Here is an 18,426-nt window from a genome sequence, read left to right as displayed (position 1 = left end):
TTTCAAAAAAGAACCCCGTGTCCTCGACGCGGGGTTTTTCTTTGCGCAGTACAAACTGTTTGCTTCGGCGTGACCAAGATGGGCTGTCTCACACAGCGACCAGCTTACCGTCTTGCAATTCCAGCCTGTCCGGGGCCAGCGCATCGCGAAATGCAGGAGAATGGCTGACCAGAAGGATAGCCTGAGGCAGCGATTGCAGGATTTCAAGCAACCGCGCCTCGTTTTTAGTGTCCAGCGCATTGGTCGGCTCGTCCAGCAGCAGGGCCTGTGGCTCCATCGCCAGAACAGTTGCCAGCGTGATCAGGCGCTTTTCGCCGCCTGACAGTTTATGTGTGGTCCGATCCTTCAGATGCATGAGGTTGAGATCACCCAATACTCGATCCACAATTGCCAAGGCCTCGGCGCGCGTCTTGCCGAGGTTCAGTGGACCAAAGGCAATGTCCTCGGCCACGGTGGGGCAGAACAGTTGGTCGTCAGGGTCTTGAAAGACAAGCCCGATGTGGCGGCGCACTTCATGGAAATCTGCCTCAACCTGTCGTGGTTTGCCAAAGACGGTCACCGTACCCGAGGACGGTCGCTGCAGACCAAGTGTGATACGTAGAAGCGTGGATTTCCCGGCTCCGTTCGGGCCGGTCAGTGACAGGCGTTGCCCGGCCTCCAGCCGCAGGTTTGCGCCGTTCAGAACCGGTGCTTGTCCAGTATAGGCAAAGCAGATGTCGTCCAGCGCGATTAGGGTCATGCGAATTCCACTAGGATCAGGGCTAGACAGAGGGCTCCAAGCCCGGCAGCAAAGACAATATCACGTCGGTTGATGCTATAGTCTTGCAGCAACAGCATCTTGCCTGAAAACCCCCGGCATTTCATCGCGCCGAGGATGCGCTCGGACCGTTCGATTGCCCGGACTAGCATCATGCCGACCAGATAGCCAAAGCTGCGATAGGTGTGCCAGTTGGTGCCGGGACGGAAGCCTCGGACTTTCATAGCGGCGCGGAGGCGTTGGTATTCCTCATGCAGGACGTCGATGTATCTGATGGTGAACATCAGAAGGTGCACCAGTGTTTCCGGGCAGCGTAGCCGGTGCAGGGCGTGGCCCAGTGTGACAGGCTCCATTGTGCCGACCAGAACCATCACGGTCAGGATCACGGCGTTGGCGGTCAGCGCGATTTCCACGGCTTTCCAGAGCCCTTGCCAGCTGGCCGGAAATCCCCAGATGGTAAACATCGGGTCGCCGGGCATGGTGAAGGGCAGAAGGACCAGCATAAAGATGATGAAACTGTCCATCATCGCCATTCGCTTGAGTGTTTTGCGCCAAGGCAGTCGGGACGGCACCAGCAGAGACAGCGCGATCATCAGTGCCGCCGTAAGGGCGGGCAGGGTGGATAGGGAGACAACAACGACCGCAAAGACAACGGACATGACGATACGGACCCGCGGATCAAGCGAGGTGATCAAACCTCGTTGACCGACCGTGCCAGCCTCGGCCAGCGTCCTTTCCTGTGGTCCCAATACGTGTCCCATCAGCCTGCCAGTTTCCTCCGCGCAGCGAGGTAGAAGCCCAGCCCGAACAGGCCAATGATGTATCCGATGCCGCCCAGAATGCTCTGGAGGTCGTTATGTTCGCGATAGGCGGCGATTTCCCGGCGCAGTGGGCGTATTTCGTCACGCACGGCTGCCGCGATGGCTTGACGTTCCTCATCGCTGAGGGAGGCCACTGTGACGCCCTCTGAGGCGGGAGTTGGTGTAGGCGACGCTGCAGGCGTGCTCTGGACGGCGACGCCCATGATCTTGGCGACGTCATCGGCGGGCATGGTAACCTCGGCCACGTGACCGGCGCCGAGGTCGGCAAAAAAGGTATGGGCGACGGGTGCGGTGGGTATGTAGATGAAAAACCCGTCGGCGTCGGTTGTGGCCCGGCCCAGCTCGACCCCGTTTGGATCGGTCACGAAGACCTCGGTATCGGTCGCCATGGTGCCGTTGGAGAAGCCGATTTCCCCTTCAATCGCATCGCCGGACGCAAAGACGCCGGCAATCACCTTATGGGCCAGCGCGGGCAGAGGGGCCGCGCAGAGGGCCAGGATGAGGGCAAGCTGTCTCATGTGGCGGGCCTTGTCAGGAACAATTCGGGTTTGACCTTTCGCGCAAGAAGGACTGCAAATCCGGTCAGGACGGCCTCGATGATCATCACGGGGATATGGGCGAAAAAGACCAGCTTGGCGGCGGGCAGGAATTCGTCCCCTGACAGGGCCAGTGAGATGCCCACCATGACAGTGGTGGCCGCAATGGCAAAGGCGCCGCCTATGCCGCCCCAGATCGCGCCATGGACAGGCGAGCCGCGCCCGATCAGAGGTCGAAACAGCAGCCCCGCCAGTACGGCCGGAAAGGCGATGTTGAGCGTGTTGATCCCCAGCACCGTCAGCCCGCCGAAGCCGAAAAAGACCGCTTGCAGCAGTAGACCTACGAACAGAGCAGGGAAGGCGGCCCAGCCAAGCAAAAGCCCGGCCAGACCGTTGAGAATAAGATGCACCGACGACGGCCCGATCGGCACGTGGATTAGAGAGGCCACGAAGAAGCTGGCCGCCAGGACCCCAGCCGTGGGGATACGGTCCAGATCCAGCGACCTGAGGCCCATGGCAACCCCACAAGCGGCGGCAATGGCTCCGCCGATGACGACCGGGTTGGACAGGGCTCCGTCGACGATGTGCATCTGTGGTTACTCCATGTCCCAGGCGCGGATCCAGATCACCGCGTCCTGGCTCAGCTCTTTGTCTTCATGTTCGGTTTCCGGACCAGCGCCGAGGGCGGCAAAGCCCCAGTAGCCAGCTTTCGGGACACCGAAGGAGAAATAGCCGTTGGCGTCGGAAATAGCGACAACAGCGCCACCCGGCATCGGCGAAACGGTCGGCTCGGACGAGGCTTGGCTGTCAAAGCTGGGCTTTGCGGCCATGTATTCGATCTCGACCTCAGCGCCGGCAACCGGTTCGCCATTCGCCAGAACCTGACCGGTGAAGGTCGAGCCTGCGATGATGTTGTGGGGCTTGTTCAGCGGCACGATCTCGGTCGCCAGACCCGCGGGGTTCATCCAGTCGGTCGGCAGTTCGTTGCGGTTCAGGAACGCCTTGGTGATCTGTTGGATATAGATGTCCTCGGCCTCTTCGTAATAGGGCTCAGGCACAGTGACCATCACGTAGTCGCCCGAACGCTTGACCGGAACAGATCCCTGAAAGGCCGCGCCTTCGTTTTCAGGGCTCGAAAACCGGATGGGTTCCAGCGTGTCCAGCAGGTCGGTCTTTTCGCCATTGTGGATCACATAGAATTCCTGCGGCTTTTCCAGATCCATGACATGACCGTTTTCAAACGGGTGCCAGAAGATCAGCTTGACCGGCACGTCGCCCGGCGCCTCGATCAGCGTGTCGGTGGTGTATTCCAGCAGAAAATGCGCCTGTGCCAGAGCTGGAGTCGCCAGCGCAGCAGCAGCCGTGCAAAATAGTTTCTTCACAAGGTCTTTCCTTCGTCCTTCGTGCCAACCCCGGCACGTTTCTTGCTTGATATCGGGACGAACGGAGCCATTTACCCAAAATGAGGGCATCGGCCCAATGCACACCCCGGCATCGGTGACACACCCCTTCCGAGGGTGCATATCCGGCAGGTCTCCTGACTTGCGGGTCAAAGCATCGGGCTGGCCTTCCCGGGTGGAACCCAGTGGCATGTCAGCCCTGCTCACCGCCTACAGTTGCGGGGGCAGTTGCGGCATTGGGTGGATCAGAATTCCCCGCACCGCATTCCCTTTTCTCCGGGCGAACCCGGAACCGGACATGAGGACGCTGATGGCAGAGATTCCCATCACCGGTCAATCTCTATTTAAGACTGTAGCGATAACATCTTGTCGATAGGATCGGATGTTCCTGTTCTGCCCACTTGGTATTGAAGGCGCGCGGGTAAGCGACGACAAGAGGACGCGCATGCCTGCACCGCAATCTGGACATCAGAATCAGATGCATGCATCCTGCGCCGCGTCAGACTCCGGCGTTGCGCGCTTGTGTTCGGCGCCCAATTCCCCACAAGCCCCGGAGGCCCAATGTCTGAGATCAAACAAGGCGACACAGTTCGCATCCACTATACCGGAACGCTGCTGGACGAGACCGTCTTTGACAGCTCAGACGGGCGCGATCCTTTGGAATTTGTTGTCGGTTCGGGCCAGATCATACCCGGCCTGGACAGCGCGATGCCAGGACTGGCGGTTGGCGACAAGAAGCGGGTCGAGATTGCCTGTGTCGACGCCTATGGCCCGATCAACCCGGCGATGCGGCAGGACATCCCGCGTGAAGGTATTCCGAACGACATCCCGCTAGAGCCTGGAAGCCAGTTGCAGATGCAGACCCCCGACGGTCAGGCGCTGCCGGTAACGGTTGTCGAGGCGAACGAGGCCACGGTGACGCTGGACGCCAATCACCCGCTGGCCGGGCAGGACCTGATCTTCGATATTGAGGTTGTCTCGGTGAACTGAAGGCTTGAGGTCTTAGCCCCAAAGCCCGTCAAGCGCTGCACGGACCTGCGGTTGCGTGAAGAACACGAACAACACCAGCAATGTGGTCAGCGTCAAAAGCAGAACACGGGCGCGGGGGCTTAGGAACCCCGTTTTCCGTCTGGTCTGGGTGCCACGCGTATTGCTGGCAAGGATCTGGTCGGTTTTGCTCATGCCCATATCCCTGACGCCGAAAGATGGTCAAATCTTGGCGGCGTCTGGGAAAGATATGGTCACATGAAATCCGGCTGTGGCATTCCAAGCACGTGGAAACCGCCATCCACCCTGATGATCTCGCCCGAGGTGCAAGCCCCCGCATCCGAGGTCAGGTAAACCGCTGTGCCGCCAACGGCCTCAAGCGTAGCGTTCGAGCGCATCGGCGCATTCTGGTCGCAGAATTTGTAGGTCTTGCGCGCTCCGCCGATTGCAGCCCCGGCCAGGGTCTTCATCGGGCCGGGCGAAATCGCGTTCACACGGATGCCTTCAGGGCCGAGGTCGTTGGCAAGATAGCGTGTCGCCGATTCCAGCGCGGCTTTGGCAACGCCCATGACGTTGTAATTTGGAACCACACGATTCGAGCCTTGGTAGGTCAGCGTCAGCAGCGAGCCACCATTGTCCTTCATCAGCGGATAGGCGCGACGGGCGACCTCGATGAAAGAGTAGGCCGACACATCCATCGAGTGCTTGAAATTGGCCCTTGTGGTGTTCAGAAACCGGCCTGTCAGCTCGTTCTTGTCCGAATAGGCGATCGCGTGAACGACAAAGTCGATGGTTGGCCAGCGTTCGCCCAACTCGCCAAAGGCGCGGTCCAGCGAGGCGTCATCGGTGACATCCGCATCGACCATGAAGTCGCTGCCGAGGCTTTCGGCCAATGGCTGCAGACGCTTCCCGAACGCGTCGCCCTGATAGGTGAAAGCCAGCTCAGCCCCTGCTTCGTGCATCGCTTTCGAGATACCCCAGGCAATCGACCGGTCATTGGCGACACCCATGATAAGGCCGCGTTTCCCTTTTAGAACTTCCGACATCTCGTTCACCCGTTATACTTTGACAGGATCATGGATCCGTTCGTGCCACCAAAGCCGAAGCTATTGGTCATGACCGAATCCAAACCTGCATTTTCAACCACTTGAGTTGCAATTTCACCGGGCTGGATGCCTTCGGCTAGTGTGTCGACGTTGATCGACGGTGTTATGAAATCATTGTCCAGCATGAGCAGGCAGAAGATCGCCTCAAGCGCGCCGGCCGCGCCCTGTGCGTGCCCGGTCATCGACTTGGTGGATGAGATCGGCGGCACGTTGCCTTCGCCGAAGATACGACGCACGGCTTCAACTTCGCCCACATCTCCGACCGGGGTCGAGGTGCCGTGCGCGTTGATGTAGCCAACCTTGTGGCCTTCGGGCAGGGTGGACAGCGCCAGACGCATCGCGCGCTCACCGCCTTCGCCGGACGGGGCCACCATGTCATGACCGTCCGAGGTTGCAGCATAGCCGGTCACCTCGGCGTAGATTTTGGCACCGCGCGCCAGCGCATGGTCCAGATCCTCAAGCACCACGATGCCGCCACCACCCGAGATCACGAAGCCGTCGCGGTCCTGATCGAACGCACGCGAGGCTTTCTGCGGAGTTTCGTTATACTTGGACGACATCGCGCCCATCGCGTCGAACAGGCAGGACAGGGTCCAGTCCAACTCCTCTCCGCCGCCTGCGAACATTACGTCCTGCTTGCCCAGCATGATCTGTTCCGCCGCGTTGCCGATGCAATGCAGCGAGGTCGAGCACGCCGAGGTGATCGAGTAGTTGATACCCTTGATCTTATAGGCTGTGGCAAGGTTCGCTGAAATCGTGGAGCACATGCATTTCGGCACGGCAAAGGGCCCGATCCGCTTGGTGGCGCCGTTTTTTAGTACCGTCTGATGCGCGGTCAGCATCGCGCTGGTGGACGGTCCGCCAGAACCAGCGACCAGTCCGGTGCGCGGATTGACGACCTGTTCCTCAGTCAGCCCGGAATCGGCAATCGCCTGTCCCATCGCGATATGCGCATAGGCCGCGCCCGGTCCCATGAAGCGCAGGGTGCGTTTATCAACGTGCTCGGACACGTCGATCTTGAGCGACCCGGCGATCTGGCTGCGAAAGCCGTGTTCGACCATCTGCTCATTGGCCTCGATGCCGGATTTGCCTGCTTTGAGCGAGGCGAGAACCTCTTCGGCATTGTTCCCGATCGAGGAGACGATCCCCAGACCGGTGACGACGACGCGACGCATATGCGTTCTCCTGTGTTCCGTTCCTGTTGGCGTAATGTCCGCTGGCGTCAGCTTTCGGACAGTGCAACCTTCATATCTTTGACTTGATAAATCACTTCACCATCCGCTTCGACACGGCCATCCGCGACCCCCATGGTCAGACGGCGTGTTTGTACGGCTTTGGTAAAATCAACATAATAGGTCAGCATCTTACGGTCCGGGCGGACCATGCCGGTCAGTTTGACTTCGCCCACGCCCAACGCATAGCCGCGCCCCTGCCAGCCGCGCCAGCCCAGGTTGAAGCCGGTCAGCTGCCATAGGCCATCCAGACCCAAGCAGCCCGGCATGATCGGGTTGCCGGGGAAGTGGCAGTCAAAGAACCAAAGATCAGGCGTGATGTCGAATTCCGCGACAACATGGCCTTTGCCATGGGCGCCTCCGTCACCTGAAACATCGGTGATCCGGTCCATCATCAGCATCGGAGGGGCAGGCAACTGCGCATTGCCGGGGCCAAAAAGTTCGCCTCGCGCGCATTTCAGCAGATCCTCTTTGTCAAAACTGCTTGGGAATTGGGCCATTCTTGCCGCCTCTTCTGCCTTGGGTCCGTTCATTACATTTGGCCTCACCTAGCACCCGTATGCAAGGTCCTGCAAGAGCGGCGGTCAGATGATGTTGCGTCCCGACGGTCTTTGCGAATGAATTTCATTTGAAATTGTTATCCCTGCGCCCCTATATATAAAGGCAGCAAAAACGGGTATCGGATTCATGACACCTCAGAGCCGTAAGATAGCTACAGACTGGTTGGAGAGCGCCGGATTGCGCCCGACGCGACAGCGTGTTGCGCTGGCCGAGTTGCTTGTGGGCGATGGTCGTCACCGGCATGTCACGGCGGAAAGCCTGTTCGACTCGGCCAAGACCAAGGGTGATGCCGTTTCGCTTGCGACCGTTTACAATACGCTGCGCGCGTTTTGCGATGCGGGCGTGCTGCAAGAGATCACGGTGGATGGGTCGAAAAGCTATTTTGACACCAACACCCATGATCACCCCCATTTCTATTGGGAAGACGAAAGCAGGCTGAGCGACGCTCCGTCCGAAGAGTTGGTGATCCAGCGCCTCCCGCAGGCACCGGAAGGGGTCGAGATTGCCTCGGTCGACGTGGTTATCCGCCTTCGCAAGAAACCTTAGTTCTAGCCTCGGACAACGCATCAAACAGAATACGTTCCGCTGAGGCCAATGTGGCTTCGACGGGGCCGGTTCCATGGCGCGCCAAGACGACAGGCTCAGCAGCGTCCTTGTCTAGGATCGGCAGACGCACAAGCGCTCGATTGTCGTAGCTCATCGAATTGTTGGGGCTGGCATAGCTGATTGCGATTCCTTCCCCATGGGCTGCGAGGCTGCGCTGAATCTCAAGCGTAGCGGCCCTGTGGGCGACTGTTGGGTTCAGGCCTTTGTGCCGAAACAGGTTCAGGACGTGCTGTGCGGACAACCCCTCTTTTGACAGGATCAGGGGTTCCTCTTCCAGAACGGCCAAAGTCACACTGTGGACAGAAGCAAGCGGGTGATCAGGTGGGAGCAAGGCGTGCGGGACACTGTCGAACAGCTCTTGCCGAGTAAACCCTGCATCCATGCCAAGGTCATACGTGATCGCGATATCTGTCTGACCGTCGATCAGACAGTCCAGCAAGCCCTCGAAACTGTCCACCTGATACGTGATGGTCACATCGGGCAGAGCTGTTTGCAGACTGCGCAAGGCAGAAGCCAGATGAAATGGTGCTAGGTCTATGAAACAGCCCAACCGCAGGTGTGAAGACCCGTGCGGTGCATCTGTCGGACGTTCGATTTGCGCGGCAGAGTGCAACAGCTTTTCCGCCTGTTCGATGAAAAGGCGCCCCTGGGGGGTTGTGGTCATCGCTGCTCCCCGACGACGCATGAACAGCGGATATCCCAGAAGCGACTCAACCCGCGTCAGGGCCGTCGATAGAGCGGGTTGCGATACGTTCAGCGCATGGGCTGCGGCAGACAAGCTGCCATGGCGGCCTATGGCGCAGACATATTCATATTGGCGCAGTGAGATATATAACATCAAATTAATTTTTACTTCGAAAGATATTATTTGAACAGATGGCTTTGTTGTCCTTTAAACGGGTCAAGCACAAGGAGAACGCCATGCCACACCCTCTTGTTTCTCAGGACATGATCTATACCTACCAGGTAGACGGGGTTGTCCTGATCAAAGGGCTTTTTGCCGATCACGTGGACGCGCTGCGCGACGGAGTTGCCGCCAACATGGCCGAGCCGGGACCCTATGCCTCGGACAACAAAAAAGAGGGGCAGACCGGGTTGTTCTTTGATGATTACTGCAACTGGAAGCGTATCCCGCAGTTCCGCGAGGTGATCGAGACCTCTCCGGCGGCTGAGGTTGCGGCGGATCTAATGCAGTCGAAAACAGTGCAGATGTTTCACGACCATGTTCTGGTGAAGGAGCCAGGCACATCGATGGCGACGCCCTGGCATCAGGACGGGCCATATTACTTTGTCGAAGGGCAGCAGACGATCAGCTTTTGGTCGCCCTTGGATCCGGTGAAGCAAGCCACCCTGCGCTGTGTTGCGGGATCGCACAGGTGGGAGAAAGAGGTGCTGCCGACACGTTGGGTCAGCGAAGAGGGGTTTTTTGCTGATGAAGGCCAATACATCCCGGTCCCTGACCCGGATGCGGAAGGGATGAAAGTGGTCGAGTTCGAAATGGAACCCGGTGACGCGGTTGCGTTCAACTACCGTACCCTGCATGGGGCGCGAGGGAATCACTCGGACAGTCGTCGTCGGGCGTTTTCACTACGGCTGGTCGGGGATGATGCGCGCTATGTCGAGCGTCCGGGCCGCACGTCGCCTCCGTTTCCTGGGCATGACATGACGCCAGGGCAGCGTCTGCGGGAAGACTGGTTCCCGATGCTGCTGCAGCGATAGGGCGCTCTGCCCCGGCCGCCTTCGGCGCCTCCCCCGGGATGTCTTCAGCCAGATGAAGAGCGGATCAGAACCACTGGCCTGGCTCGATCAGTCCCAGATCGAGCAGTTGCCGCGAAGTCCATTCGAACGAGACGGAATTGTGCCAACGGAAGCTCGAGATGTCGAAGGCGGAACCTGCGTTGCTTTTCAGGGCTTTTGCCGCCCGGAATGAGCAGATCGCAGCCGTCAGATTGTGATGCCAAGGGCAGGCATAGGTGTTGCATTCGGCCTCGTTGAACGTGTGATCCGGCTGCAGGATCAGGTCTTTGCGGGTCTTAAACAGGGCGATTCTGTCAATCCGGCGGCGTTCATAGGGGATGTGATCTTCGAACCGCCAGCGCAGGCCTCCGGACATGTCCAATTGGCGCTCGACCGGGCGGCCCGTGGGGTCGTGGCGGGTGTGGGCATAGTAACCGGTGCTGTCCAGCATGGCCTGGTCAGGGGCCACGCCGTTCGGGAACTGGGCCAGGTCACCCGCATAGAGGTCGATCACGTGGCACAGCATTGCATTGCGGCGTTCCTCGGTGTGGAAGGCCAGCAATTCCCCTACGCTGCGCGTTTCGCAGAAGGGGTAGAACAGGTATTCTGCGTTGTAGCAGTAATACATCCAGACACTGGGTGCAGCTTTCGTGATGCGGTTGATCGCGTCGAACACCACGGTCCGGGGCGCGCATCTGAACGTCACGCGATGTATCCGCGTTGACAGGTCGTGGCTAAGGGTGAACTCAACGGGCATGAAGGCCACAACGGACTTGAAGCCGAGGCCTATATGGTGGTGCAGCGTGCTTTCGACCTCGGTCTCGTCTTCGGCGAAAATCAGGGCTACGGGGCCTTTGGACAGGGCGGATTGGCCTGAATTCAGAAAGTTGTCGAGGGATTCGTACTGCATCGCCGGTTTTCATTCGCGTCTTGCTGGAAAGTTTCGCCAAATTCGGGTAATTGCGCCGGCATTGCAAGCGGCCTTCGAAGCATATAGATGACGCCGATCCAGCGACTGCAAAGGCCCGATCCATGTCTGAACCCAAAAAGCTTTTTATCAAGACCTATGGCTGTCAGATGAATGTCTATGACAGCGAGCGTATGGCCGAGGCCTTGGGCGGGCAGGGATATGTCGAGACCAAGTCGCCGGACGATGCAGACATGATCCTGTTGAACACCTGCCATATTCGAGAAAAGGCCGCCGAAAAGGTTTATTCCGAACTTGGCCGGTTCAAGGGTTTGAAGGCGGAAAAGCCCGACCTCAAGATCGGGGTGGCGGGCTGTGTTGCGCAGGCCGAGGGTGAAGAGATCATGCGCCGTCAGCCTCTGGTCGATCTGGTGGTCGGACCACAAAGCTATCACCGTTTGCCGGAGATGGAGGCCAAGACTCGTGAAGGTGCCAAGGCTCTGGACACGGATTTCCCCGAAGAGGACAAGTTCGAAAAGCTTAAGAACCGTCCCAAAGCCAAACGCGGCCCAACGGCGTTTTTGACGGTACAGGAGGGTTGCGACAAGTTCTGCGCTTTCTGCGTTGTGCCATATACCCGCGGGGCCGAGGTCAGCCGCCCGGCCGACCGCATCATTCGTGAAGCGCAGGATCTGGTCGAACGCGGCGTGCGCGAGATCACTCTGCTGGGTCAGAACGTCAACGCCTATCACGGTGCCGGCCCCAATGGAGACATGACGCTGGCTGGGCTTATCTGGGAATTGAACAAGGTCGACGGGCTGGAGCGTATCCGTTTCACCACCTCGCACCCCAATGACATGGCAGATGATCTGATTGAGGCGCATGGTACCTGTGAAAAGTTGATGCCTTACCTGCACTTGCCGGTGCAGGCGGGGTCGGACAGGATTCTCAAACGGATGAACCGCAGCCATACGGCGGACAGCTATTTGCGCCTGATCGAACGTATCCGCGCGGCGCGTCCGGATATCGTGATGTCGGGGGATTTCATCGTCGGCTTCCCGGAAGAAACCGAAGAGGATTTCCAGGCGACTTTGGATTTGGTTGAGCAGGTCAAATACGGCTATGCCTACTCGTTCAAGTACTCGACCCGCCCAGGAACTCCTGCGGCGGAACGCGCCCAAGTCGACCCGGCGGCGGCGGATGACCGCTTACAACGCTTGCAAGCTCTGATCACCAAGCATCAGCGTGAAATTCAGGATTCCATGGTCGGTCGCACTGTCGGCGTTCTGTTCGAGAAGCCCGGGCGGCTCGAAGGGCAAATGGTTGGAAAATCTGACTATCTTCACTCGGTGCACGTGGTCGGGTCTGACCTGAACGTGGGAGACCTGCGGAAGGTGCGTATCGTGAAGTCTGGTGCGAACTCTTTGGCCGGGGAACTGTTGCAATAAGGTGGTTCTTTGCGGGCACGTCGTGCCAGTACGAATATATCTAAAATTTACCCTTGATTTATGAATTGGAACTATGTTCCGAGAGGAGCCAAGTTTTCTGATGGGCCTCGACCGCGTGCGGAAGGTTTGTTTTTGCCGATCACGAAAGTGGCGTCGATGGAGGGTATTGAGTGGTAGTTCTGAAGTGCAGAGGTCTCTGGTCTGTGTCGGTCGCAACTTTAGTGGCTTTTGGGGCCAGCGCGACGTGGGCGAGCGATCAAACGGGGGACATATCGGATCCCGAAGTGATCAGCGACAAGCGCTTCAGCGACGATGTCAGTGCCTTCTATCTCGGTTTGACGGCCGGGTATGGCGGCGGTGGCGATGATCGGTTCGGTCTGACCACGCCAACTGATACTTTTGCAATCGGCGATCAGGACATAAGCGGAACCTATGGCGGTGTGCGCGGAGGCTGGCGCGGTGTCTTGCCGGCTCAGGGTGGTCGCGACTATGTCTATGGATTTGAGCTGGGATATGACTTCGGATCGCTGGACGACAGCGTATCCACCATAGTTGGCTCTGAGACGGTTCAGGGCGGGTCAGAGGTTTCGGACATTGTCACCTTGCGGTTTCGGAATGGCCTGACCAACCGCAGCGGGCGAATCCTTTATTTCGTCAGTGTCGGTTACCTTTGGGGCGACGTAGAGACCACAAACAGTATTTCGTCGCCGACTGGCACTCAGTCCTTCGAGTCCTCGGATCGGCGCAACGGATTCTCGCTCAGCATTGGCGCGGAACACTATCTGACGGAAAACTGGTCGATCACGGGCGAGTATGAATATGTCCAGTTCGACTCCAAGGATATTGAATTCTCTTCGGGTTTTTCGACAAAATCCACACCGAACTATCGCGGTCTGAGGTTCGGTTTGAACTACAAGTTCTAAGCCGGGGTAGAGCGTCTGATCGGCGCTTTTGTCATTGCCGCTCGATTTTTTGAAACTGTGGCTTGCACCGGGTCCGAGTTCTTGTCTACGCTCAAGGTGAAACGCCAAGACAGGAGAACGGATTGGCCATCGGTGCCCTAACCCCACCGCAAGATGAGATGCCCCAGCGCGAGGCATTTGTAGAATTCCCCGACAACCGCTTGTTGATTGATTTATGTGGCGAATATGACCGCAATCTGACCGAGATCGAACAGAAGCTCTCGGTCCAGATTGTGCGCCGTGGCAATCAGCTGGTGGTGATGGGCGAAGAGGATTCGCAGAAAAACGCCATTGAGGTTTTGCAGGCCCTTTACACCCGTCTGGAAGGCGGGCGCGATGTTGAAGCCGCTGATGTGGACCGAGAGTTGCGCATGGGTGGCTCGGAACAGGGGACTGGCAGTCGGGACGGCGACCAGCTTGAGATGTTCAAGGGCGGTACCGTTGAGATCAAGACCCGCAAAAAGCTGGTCGAACCCCGCACGGATGCGCAAAAAGCCTATGTGCAGTCGCTTTTCCAGAATGAATTGGCCTTCGGTATCGGCCCGGCGGGCACCGGTAAGACCTATCTAGCCGTTGCCGTTGGCGTGTCGATGTTCATCGGTGGCCATGTGGACCGCATCATCCTCAGCCGTCCTGCGGTCGAGGCCGGGGAAAAGCTGGGCTATCTGCCGGGCGACATGAAGGACAAGGTCGATCCGTATATGCAGCCGCTCTACGACGCGCTGAACGACTTTTTGCCCGGAAAACAGCTCGCCAAATTGATCGAGGAAAAGCGAATCGAGATCGCTCCGTTGGCGTTCATGCGAGGGCGGACGCTGGCCAATGCGTTCGTGGTACTGGACGAGGCGCAGAACGCGACGACCATGCAGATGAAGATGTTCCTGACCCGTTTGGGCGAAGGTAGTCGCATGGTTATCACGGGCGACCGGTCTCAGGTCGATTTGCCGCGTGGGGTTCAATCCGGGCTGGCGGATGCTGAACGCCTGCTGAAAACGATCCCGAATATCAGCTTCAACTACTTTACTTCGAAAGATGTGGTGCGGCACCCGCTTGTCGCCGCAATCATCGAAGCGTATGAGGCCGATTCAGGGCGCGAGACAGGATAACTCAAGGCCGGACATCAGGCTTTGAGGCGACAGGATGAATCTTGAACTCACCGTGGAAGATGACCGCTGGCAGGGGCTGGAGCTTCTGTGTTCGCGCGCGGTTGACGCGGTTCTGCACCATTGCGGGCTGGACCCGGATTTGTGTGAGGTCAGCCTGCTGGCCTGCGATGACACCCGAATTGCCGAACTGAACGCCGAGTTCCGGGAGAAGCCGACACCGACGAATGTTCTGAGCTGGCCCGCCGAAGACCTCGCAGCGGAAGTTGCGGGTGAAACGCCCGAACTGCCAGAACCCGATTTTACCGGCGAAATCGCGCTAGGGGATATCGCGATCTCATACGACACCTGCGCGCAAGAAGCTGCTGAGGCGGGCAAATCCATGTCTGATCACGTGACTCATCTGATCGTTCACGGAACGTTGCATTTGCTGGGGTATGATCACATTCGTGACCCCGATGCGACCTTGATGGAAGGGATTGAGGTCAAGATACTTGGCAAACTGGGTATCAATGACCCATATAATAGATGAAGCGGGTTATTTCACCCGATCAATTGGAAGAGGACAATGGGCGATACAGACGGCAGTTCTAGGGCGGCGCAAAGCGCGCAGTCTCAGAATTTGGACATTGAAGAGAAAAGCGGTTTCTTTTCGCGGATTATGGATGCCATTTCGGGGGCCGAAGAGGAGCAAAGTGCTCCGGTCAACGGGCATGAAATAGCCGGCAATCAACATCGCGGCATGGTTAACCTGCGTCGCAAGCGGGTTGAGGATGTCGCCATTCCGACCGTTGAAATCGTCTCGGTTCCCTCAACGATTTCCAAGGATGAGCTGGCGCAGGTCTTTCGCGAAAGCGGCCTGTCGCGGATACCTGTGTACGAAGGTACGCTGGATACGCCGCTGGGTTTTGTCCACCTCAAGGATTTTGCCCTGACCCATGGGTTCAATGGCGGCGGCGCCGAGTTCGACCTGACCTCGATGCTGCGCACGCTGTTGTTTGTGCCGCCCTCGATGCCGATCGGAGTTTTGCTGACCAAGATGCAGACCGAGCGTCGCCACATGGCGCTGGTGATTGATGAGTATGGCGGCGTTGACGGTTTGTTGACCATTGAAGACCTGATTGAGCAGGTCGTCGGCGAAATCGCGGATGAGCATGACGCGCATGAAGATCAGCTTTGGCTGCAGGAAAAGCCGGGTTGTTACGTCGTTCAGGCCCGCGTTCCGCTTGAGGATTTCGAAGCCGAGATCGGGCGCTCGCTGACCAGCCACGAGGATGTGGACGAGGAAGAGATCGAAACTCTGGGCGGTCTGGTCTTCATGTTGTCGGGTCGTGTTCCGGCGCGGGGTGAGGTCGTACTGCATCCCGAAGGCCCGGAGTTCGAGGTGATCGATGCCGACCCGCGCCGCATCAAGCGTCTGCGCGTCATGTTGCCGGACGTCGCTGCATGATCCCTGTCCGGGGTTGGCCTTTCTGGCTTAGGTTGGGTGCTTCAGGGGCCTTAGGGGCGCTGGGCGCTTATGGTTTGGCGCCGTTTGGCTACTGGCCGCTGACTCTAGTTGCGCTGATCGTGATTCCGGCGTTTTTTCTGGCCTGTGAAACCCGCGCGCGTGCCGCGTGGTTGGGCTGGGCCTTTGCCACCGGCTATTTCGCCCATGCGCTGAGTTGGATCATCGAGCCTTTCCAAGTGGACGCCGAGCGCCATGCGTGGATGGCTCCGTTTGCGCTGGTTTTCATGGCTGGCGGCCTGGCCTTGTTCTGGGCGGCAGCATTCTGGGCGGCGCGGCGGTTTGATGCTCCGGCTGTACGACAGGCTGTGTTGCTGGCCCTGGCATTGTCACTGGCTGAGTTTGGGCGTGGCTATCTTCTGACCGGCTTCCCCTGGGCCGGGGTTGCGCAGGTCTGGGTCGACACACCGGTTGCGCAACTTTTGTCTTTGGTTGGTCCGTATGGGCTGGCTGCGCTGACCTTCGCGGTGACGTTTTCGCTTGGGGCAGCGATAGCGCAACCTGTAGCTCTCCGCTCGCTTTTGGTTCCGGTCGTTGGGTTCGCCGGTGCCGCCGCTCTTGCCATGGTCTACGCCTCCAGCAGGCCGACCATAGAGTATGGTGAAAACACTGTCCGACTGATCCAGCCGAATGCGCCTCAGCATCAGAAATGGGATCCTGCATATGCGCCCCTTTTCTTCGCTCGGCAGATCGAATTCACCGCGGCAGAGCCACGTCCCGACCTGATCGTCTGGCCCGAGACTGCAATTCCGGCGTGGCTCAGCAGCGCCGGTCCTTATCTTGAGGCCGCCACGGATGCGGCTCAGGGCGTTCCGGTTATTCTGGGCATTCAGCGAGGGGACGGCCCGCGCATCTACAACTCGATGATCTATCTGGATGAGAACGGACAGCAGACGGGCCTGTATGACAAGCACCATCTGGCCCCGTTTGGCGAATATGTCCCGTTCGGAAACCTGATGGCCCGTTTCGGTATTCACGGCATGGCCACAACGGCTGGTCATGGGTTCAGTTCGGGGCCGGGGCCTGCTGTGATGCAGGCAGGTAAGCTGGGTCAAGCCCTGCCGCTGATCTGCTACGAGGCCGTCTTCCCGCAGGACGTCAACGGCGCGCCTGAACGCGCCGATTTCATCTTGCAGATCACCAATGATGCGTGGTTCGGAACCCGTTCCGGCCCTTACCAGCATCTTGCCCAGGCCCAGATGCGGGCGATTGAGCAGGGGCTGCCACTTATGCGGTCCGCCAACACCGGCATTTCGGGGATGATCGATCCTTTGGGTCGGATTACCGCATCGCTTCCTTTGGGGCAGGCGGGGTTCGTAGAAGCTGATCTGCCGCTGCCTCTTGCGCCAACCGTCTATTCCCGCATTGGGGACCTGCCCGTGTTGTTGGTCTCGCTCTTGTTGGCCGTGTTGTTGTGGCGCATGCCGCGGCCGCGCAGCACCTAGTTTCCGATTGACGCCATTTCGCAAGGCGCGTATGCCCTTGGTGCCTGTCACAACGGCTTCCTGGCGTGGCAGAGGAACTTCAATGGAGCACATTTATGTCCCGACAGAACTACACCTTTACTTCGGAATCGGTTTCCGAAGGGCACCCGGATAAAGTCTGTGACCGGATTTCGGACGCCGTACTCGACGCATTTCTGAATGAAGAACCCGAAGCGCGCGTGGCGTGCGAAACCTTTGCTACGACCGATCGGGTCGTCATCGGTGGCGAAGTAGGTCTGTCTGATCAGGAAAAGCTGCACGACTATATGGGGCGCATCGACGAGATCGCGCGCGCCTGTATCAAGGATATCGGTTACGAACAGGACAAGTTTCACCACGAAACGGTCGAAGTGACAAACCTGCTGCACGAACAGTCCGCTCATATCGCTCAAGGCGTTGATGCCTCGGGTGACAAGGATGAGGGCGCGGGTGATCAGGGCATCATGTTCGGCTACGCCACGACGGAAACACCTGCGCTGATGCCAGCCCCGATCCAGTATTCGCACGCGATCCTGCGTCGTCTGGCCGAAGTGCGTAAAAACGGCACCGAGCCTGCTTTGGGCCCGGACGCGAAATCGCAGCTGTCCGTTGTTTACCGCGATGGCAAGCCGGTTGGCGTCAGCTCGATCGTTCTGTCCACGCAGCACCTGGATGAAGCGCTGACCTCGGACGACATCCGTGCGATCGTCGAGCCCTACATCACCGAAACCCTGCCCGAAGGGTGGCTGAGCGCTGATACCGAATGGCACGTGAACCCGACCGGTAAGTTCGTGATCGGAGGCCCGGACGGAGATGCGGGCCTTACGGGTCGCAAGATCATCGTCGACACCTATGGTGGCGCAGCCCCTCATGGTGGCGGAGCGTTCTCGGGCAAAGACCCGACCAAGGTGGATCGCTCGGCTGCTTATGCTGCGCGTTACCTGGCCAAGAACGTGGTTGCTGCCGGTATGGCAGAACGCTGCACCATTCAGTTGAGCTATGCGATTGGCGTCTCCAAGCCGCTGTCGATCTACGCCGACACCCATGGAACCGGCCAGATCGCAGACGCCGTGATCGAAAAAGCTGTTGGTCAGGTTATGGATCTGACGCCACGCGGCATTCGTGAGCATCTGCAACTGAACAAGCCGATCTATCAGCGCACCGCAGCTTACGGTCATTTCGGCCGTGAACCCGCTGCCGATGGCGGCTTCAGCTGGGAACGCACTGATCTCATCGACGCCCTAAAAGCGGCGGTCTGATCCAAGACAAAAGGGGCGCGTCTCGCAGGATGCG

The 18,426-nt window shown here is 58.7% G+C and carries 21 protein-coding genes and 2 riboswitches; of the genes, 10 read left to right on the top strand and 11 right to left on the bottom strand.

Annotation, left to right across the window (positions count from 1 at the left end):
* Positions 1 to 88 precede the first annotated feature (88 nt).
* The 5 genes from ACP15L_RS09225 to ACP15L_RS09205 are packed head-to-tail and all read right to left on the bottom strand — an operon-like array spanning position 89 to position 3,496.
* A complete protein-coding gene (locus ACP15L_RS09225) occupies positions 89 to 739 on the bottom strand; it encodes an energy-coupling factor ABC transporter ATP-binding protein (protein WP_425083933.1) in 651 nt (216 codons plus the stop codon).
* Entirely contained in the window at positions 736 to 1,518 is a 783-nt protein-coding gene (cbiQ, locus tag ACP15L_RS09220) for a cobalt ECF transporter T component CbiQ (RefSeq protein ID WP_425083932.1), read from the bottom strand. Before cbiQ ends, ACP15L_RS09225 begins: the two co-directional genes overlap by 4 nt.
* The gene (locus ACP15L_RS09215) at positions 1,518 to 2,096 is read right to left on the bottom strand and encodes a cobalt ABC transporter permease (RefSeq protein WP_170555663.1); all 579 of its coding nucleotides are present in this window, start codon (positions 2,094 to 2,096) and stop codon (positions 1,518 to 1,520) included. The genes cbiQ and ACP15L_RS09215 overlap by 1 nt, the downstream gene beginning before the upstream one ends.
* Positions 2,093 to 2,704 carry a cobalt transporter CbiM gene (gene cbiM / locus ACP15L_RS09210; protein WP_425083931.1) on the bottom strand — a complete coding sequence of 204 codons (612 nt, stop codon included), beginning with the start codon at positions 2,702 to 2,704 and terminating at the stop codon, positions 2,093 to 2,095. Before cbiM ends, ACP15L_RS09215 begins: the two co-directional genes overlap by 4 nt.
* A 6-nt stretch (positions 2,705 to 2,710) precedes the next feature.
* A complete protein-coding gene (locus tag ACP15L_RS09205) occupies positions 2,711 to 3,496 on the bottom strand; it encodes a DUF4198 domain-containing protein (protein ID WP_425083930.1) in 786 nt (261 codons plus the stop codon).
* A 128-nt stretch (positions 3,497 to 3,624) separates the two neighbouring features.
* Positions 3,625 to 3,826, bottom strand: a riboswitch (cobalamin riboswitch).
* A gap of 249 nt (positions 3,827 to 4,075) precedes the next feature.
* Here ACP15L_RS09205 and ACP15L_RS09200 point away from each other — a divergent pair.
* Positions 4,076 to 4,504: an FKBP-type peptidyl-prolyl cis-trans isomerase gene (locus tag ACP15L_RS09200; RefSeq protein WP_425083929.1), complete on the top strand. Its 429-nt coding sequence runs from the start codon at positions 4,076 to 4,078 to the stop codon at positions 4,502 to 4,504.
* A 12-nt stretch (positions 4,505 to 4,516) separates the two neighbouring features.
* Here the strand turns inward: ACP15L_RS09200 and ACP15L_RS09195 are convergent, their stop codons facing one another.
* Genes ACP15L_RS09195 through fabA form a run of 4 tightly spaced genes read right to left on the bottom strand, consistent with a single transcriptional unit; the run spans position 4,517 to position 7,339 of the window.
* The gene (locus ACP15L_RS09195) at positions 4,517 to 4,696 is read right to left on the bottom strand and encodes a hypothetical protein (RefSeq protein ID WP_170377659.1); all 180 of its coding nucleotides are present in this window, start codon (positions 4,694 to 4,696) and stop codon (positions 4,517 to 4,519) included.
* 59 nt (positions 4,697 to 4,755) lie between these two features.
* The gene (locus ACP15L_RS09190) at positions 4,756 to 5,547 is read right to left on the bottom strand and encodes an enoyl-ACP reductase FabI (RefSeq protein ID WP_170377661.1); all 792 of its coding nucleotides are present in this window, start codon (positions 5,545 to 5,547) and stop codon (positions 4,756 to 4,758) included.
* 5 nt (positions 5,548 to 5,552) lie between these two features.
* Positions 5,553 to 6,782 (bottom strand): beta-ketoacyl-ACP synthase I, encoded by a 1,230-nt coding sequence (fabB, locus tag ACP15L_RS09185; protein WP_425083928.1) that lies wholly within the window; start codon positions 6,780 to 6,782, stop codon positions 5,553 to 5,555.
* 47 nt (positions 6,783 to 6,829) lie between these two features.
* On the bottom strand, positions 6,830 to 7,339 hold the full coding sequence (gene fabA / locus ACP15L_RS09180; RefSeq protein WP_170378117.1) for a bifunctional 3-hydroxydecanoyl-ACP dehydratase/trans-2-decenoyl-ACP isomerase: 510 nt from the start codon (positions 7,337 to 7,339) through the stop codon (positions 6,830 to 6,832).
* A 187-nt stretch (positions 7,340 to 7,526) separates the two neighbouring features.
* Here fabA and irrA point away from each other — a divergent pair, with 187 nt between their 5' ends.
* The gene (irrA, locus tag ACP15L_RS09175) at positions 7,527 to 7,946 is read left to right on the top strand and encodes an iron response transcriptional regulator IrrA (protein WP_170477982.1); all 420 of its coding nucleotides are present in this window, start codon (positions 7,527 to 7,529) and stop codon (positions 7,944 to 7,946) included.
* Here the strand turns inward: irrA and ACP15L_RS09170 are convergent.
* Positions 7,921 to 8,844 carry a LysR family transcriptional regulator gene (locus ACP15L_RS09170; protein WP_425083927.1) on the bottom strand — a complete coding sequence of 308 codons (924 nt, stop codon included), beginning with the start codon at positions 8,842 to 8,844 and terminating at the stop codon, positions 7,921 to 7,923. The genes irrA and ACP15L_RS09170 overlap by 26 nt on opposite strands.
* A gap of 83 nt (positions 8,845 to 8,927) precedes the next feature.
* On the opposite strand from ACP15L_RS09170, the gene ACP15L_RS09165 reads away from it, so the two are divergent.
* The gene (locus ACP15L_RS09165) at positions 8,928 to 9,725 is read left to right on the top strand and encodes a phytanoyl-CoA dioxygenase family protein (RefSeq protein WP_425083926.1); all 798 of its coding nucleotides are present in this window, start codon (positions 8,928 to 8,930) and stop codon (positions 9,723 to 9,725) included.
* A gap of 64 nt (positions 9,726 to 9,789) precedes the next feature.
* On the opposite strand, the gene ACP15L_RS09160 is transcribed toward ACP15L_RS09165, so the two are convergent.
* Entirely contained in the window at positions 9,790 to 10,653 is an 864-nt protein-coding gene (locus tag ACP15L_RS09160) for a hypothetical protein (RefSeq protein ID WP_425083925.1), read from the bottom strand.
* Positions 10,654 to 10,775: 122 nt separating this feature from the next.
* Between ACP15L_RS09160 and miaB the strand changes: the two genes are divergently transcribed.
* The 7 genes from miaB to metK all read left to right on the top strand — a co-directional run bounded on the left by miaB (position 10,776) and on the right by metK (position 18,392).
* On the top strand, positions 10,776 to 12,098 hold the full coding sequence (gene miaB / locus ACP15L_RS09155) for a tRNA (N6-isopentenyl adenosine(37)-C2)-methylthiotransferase MiaB (protein WP_170472116.1): 1,323 nt from the start codon (positions 10,776 to 10,778) through the stop codon (positions 12,096 to 12,098).
* 284 nt (positions 12,099 to 12,382) lie between these two features.
* Entirely contained in the window at positions 12,383 to 13,021 is a 639-nt protein-coding gene (locus ACP15L_RS09150) for an outer membrane protein (RefSeq protein WP_425083924.1), read from the top strand.
* A gap of 122 nt (positions 13,022 to 13,143) precedes the next feature.
* Entirely contained in the window at positions 13,144 to 14,166 is a 1,023-nt protein-coding gene (locus tag ACP15L_RS09145; protein WP_170472113.1) for a PhoH family protein, read from the top strand.
* A gap of 34 nt (positions 14,167 to 14,200) precedes the next feature.
* Entirely contained in the window at positions 14,201 to 14,695 is a 495-nt protein-coding gene (ybeY, locus tag ACP15L_RS09140; RefSeq protein WP_425083923.1) for an rRNA maturation RNase YbeY, read from the top strand.
* A gap of 36 nt (positions 14,696 to 14,731) precedes the next feature.
* The gene (locus tag ACP15L_RS09135; RefSeq protein ID WP_425083922.1) at positions 14,732 to 15,613 is read left to right on the top strand and encodes a hemolysin family protein; all 882 of its coding nucleotides are present in this window, start codon (positions 14,732 to 14,734) and stop codon (positions 15,611 to 15,613) included.
* Positions 15,610 to 17,115, top strand: coding sequence for an apolipoprotein N-acyltransferase (lnt, locus tag ACP15L_RS09130; RefSeq protein WP_425083921.1), 1,506 nt, complete (start codon positions 15,610 to 15,612; stop codon positions 17,113 to 17,115). The genes ACP15L_RS09135 and lnt overlap by 4 nt, the downstream gene beginning before the upstream one ends.
* A gap of 41 nt (positions 17,116 to 17,156) precedes the next feature.
* Positions 17,157 to 17,205, top strand: a riboswitch (SAM-SAH riboswitch).
* Positions 17,206 to 17,210: 5 nt separating this feature from the next.
* The gene (metK, locus tag ACP15L_RS09125) at positions 17,211 to 18,392 is read left to right on the top strand and encodes a methionine adenosyltransferase (protein ID WP_425083920.1); all 1,182 of its coding nucleotides are present in this window, start codon (positions 17,211 to 17,213) and stop codon (positions 18,390 to 18,392) included.
* Positions 18,393 to 18,426: the final 34 nt, after the last annotated feature.

The sequence above is a fragment of the Ruegeria profundi genome (assembly GCF_049800715.1).
GTDB lineage: Bacteria > Pseudomonadota > Alphaproteobacteria > Rhodobacterales > Rhodobacteraceae > Ruegeria > Ruegeria profundi_A.
This window is presented reverse-complemented; position numbering and strand designations above follow the sequence as displayed.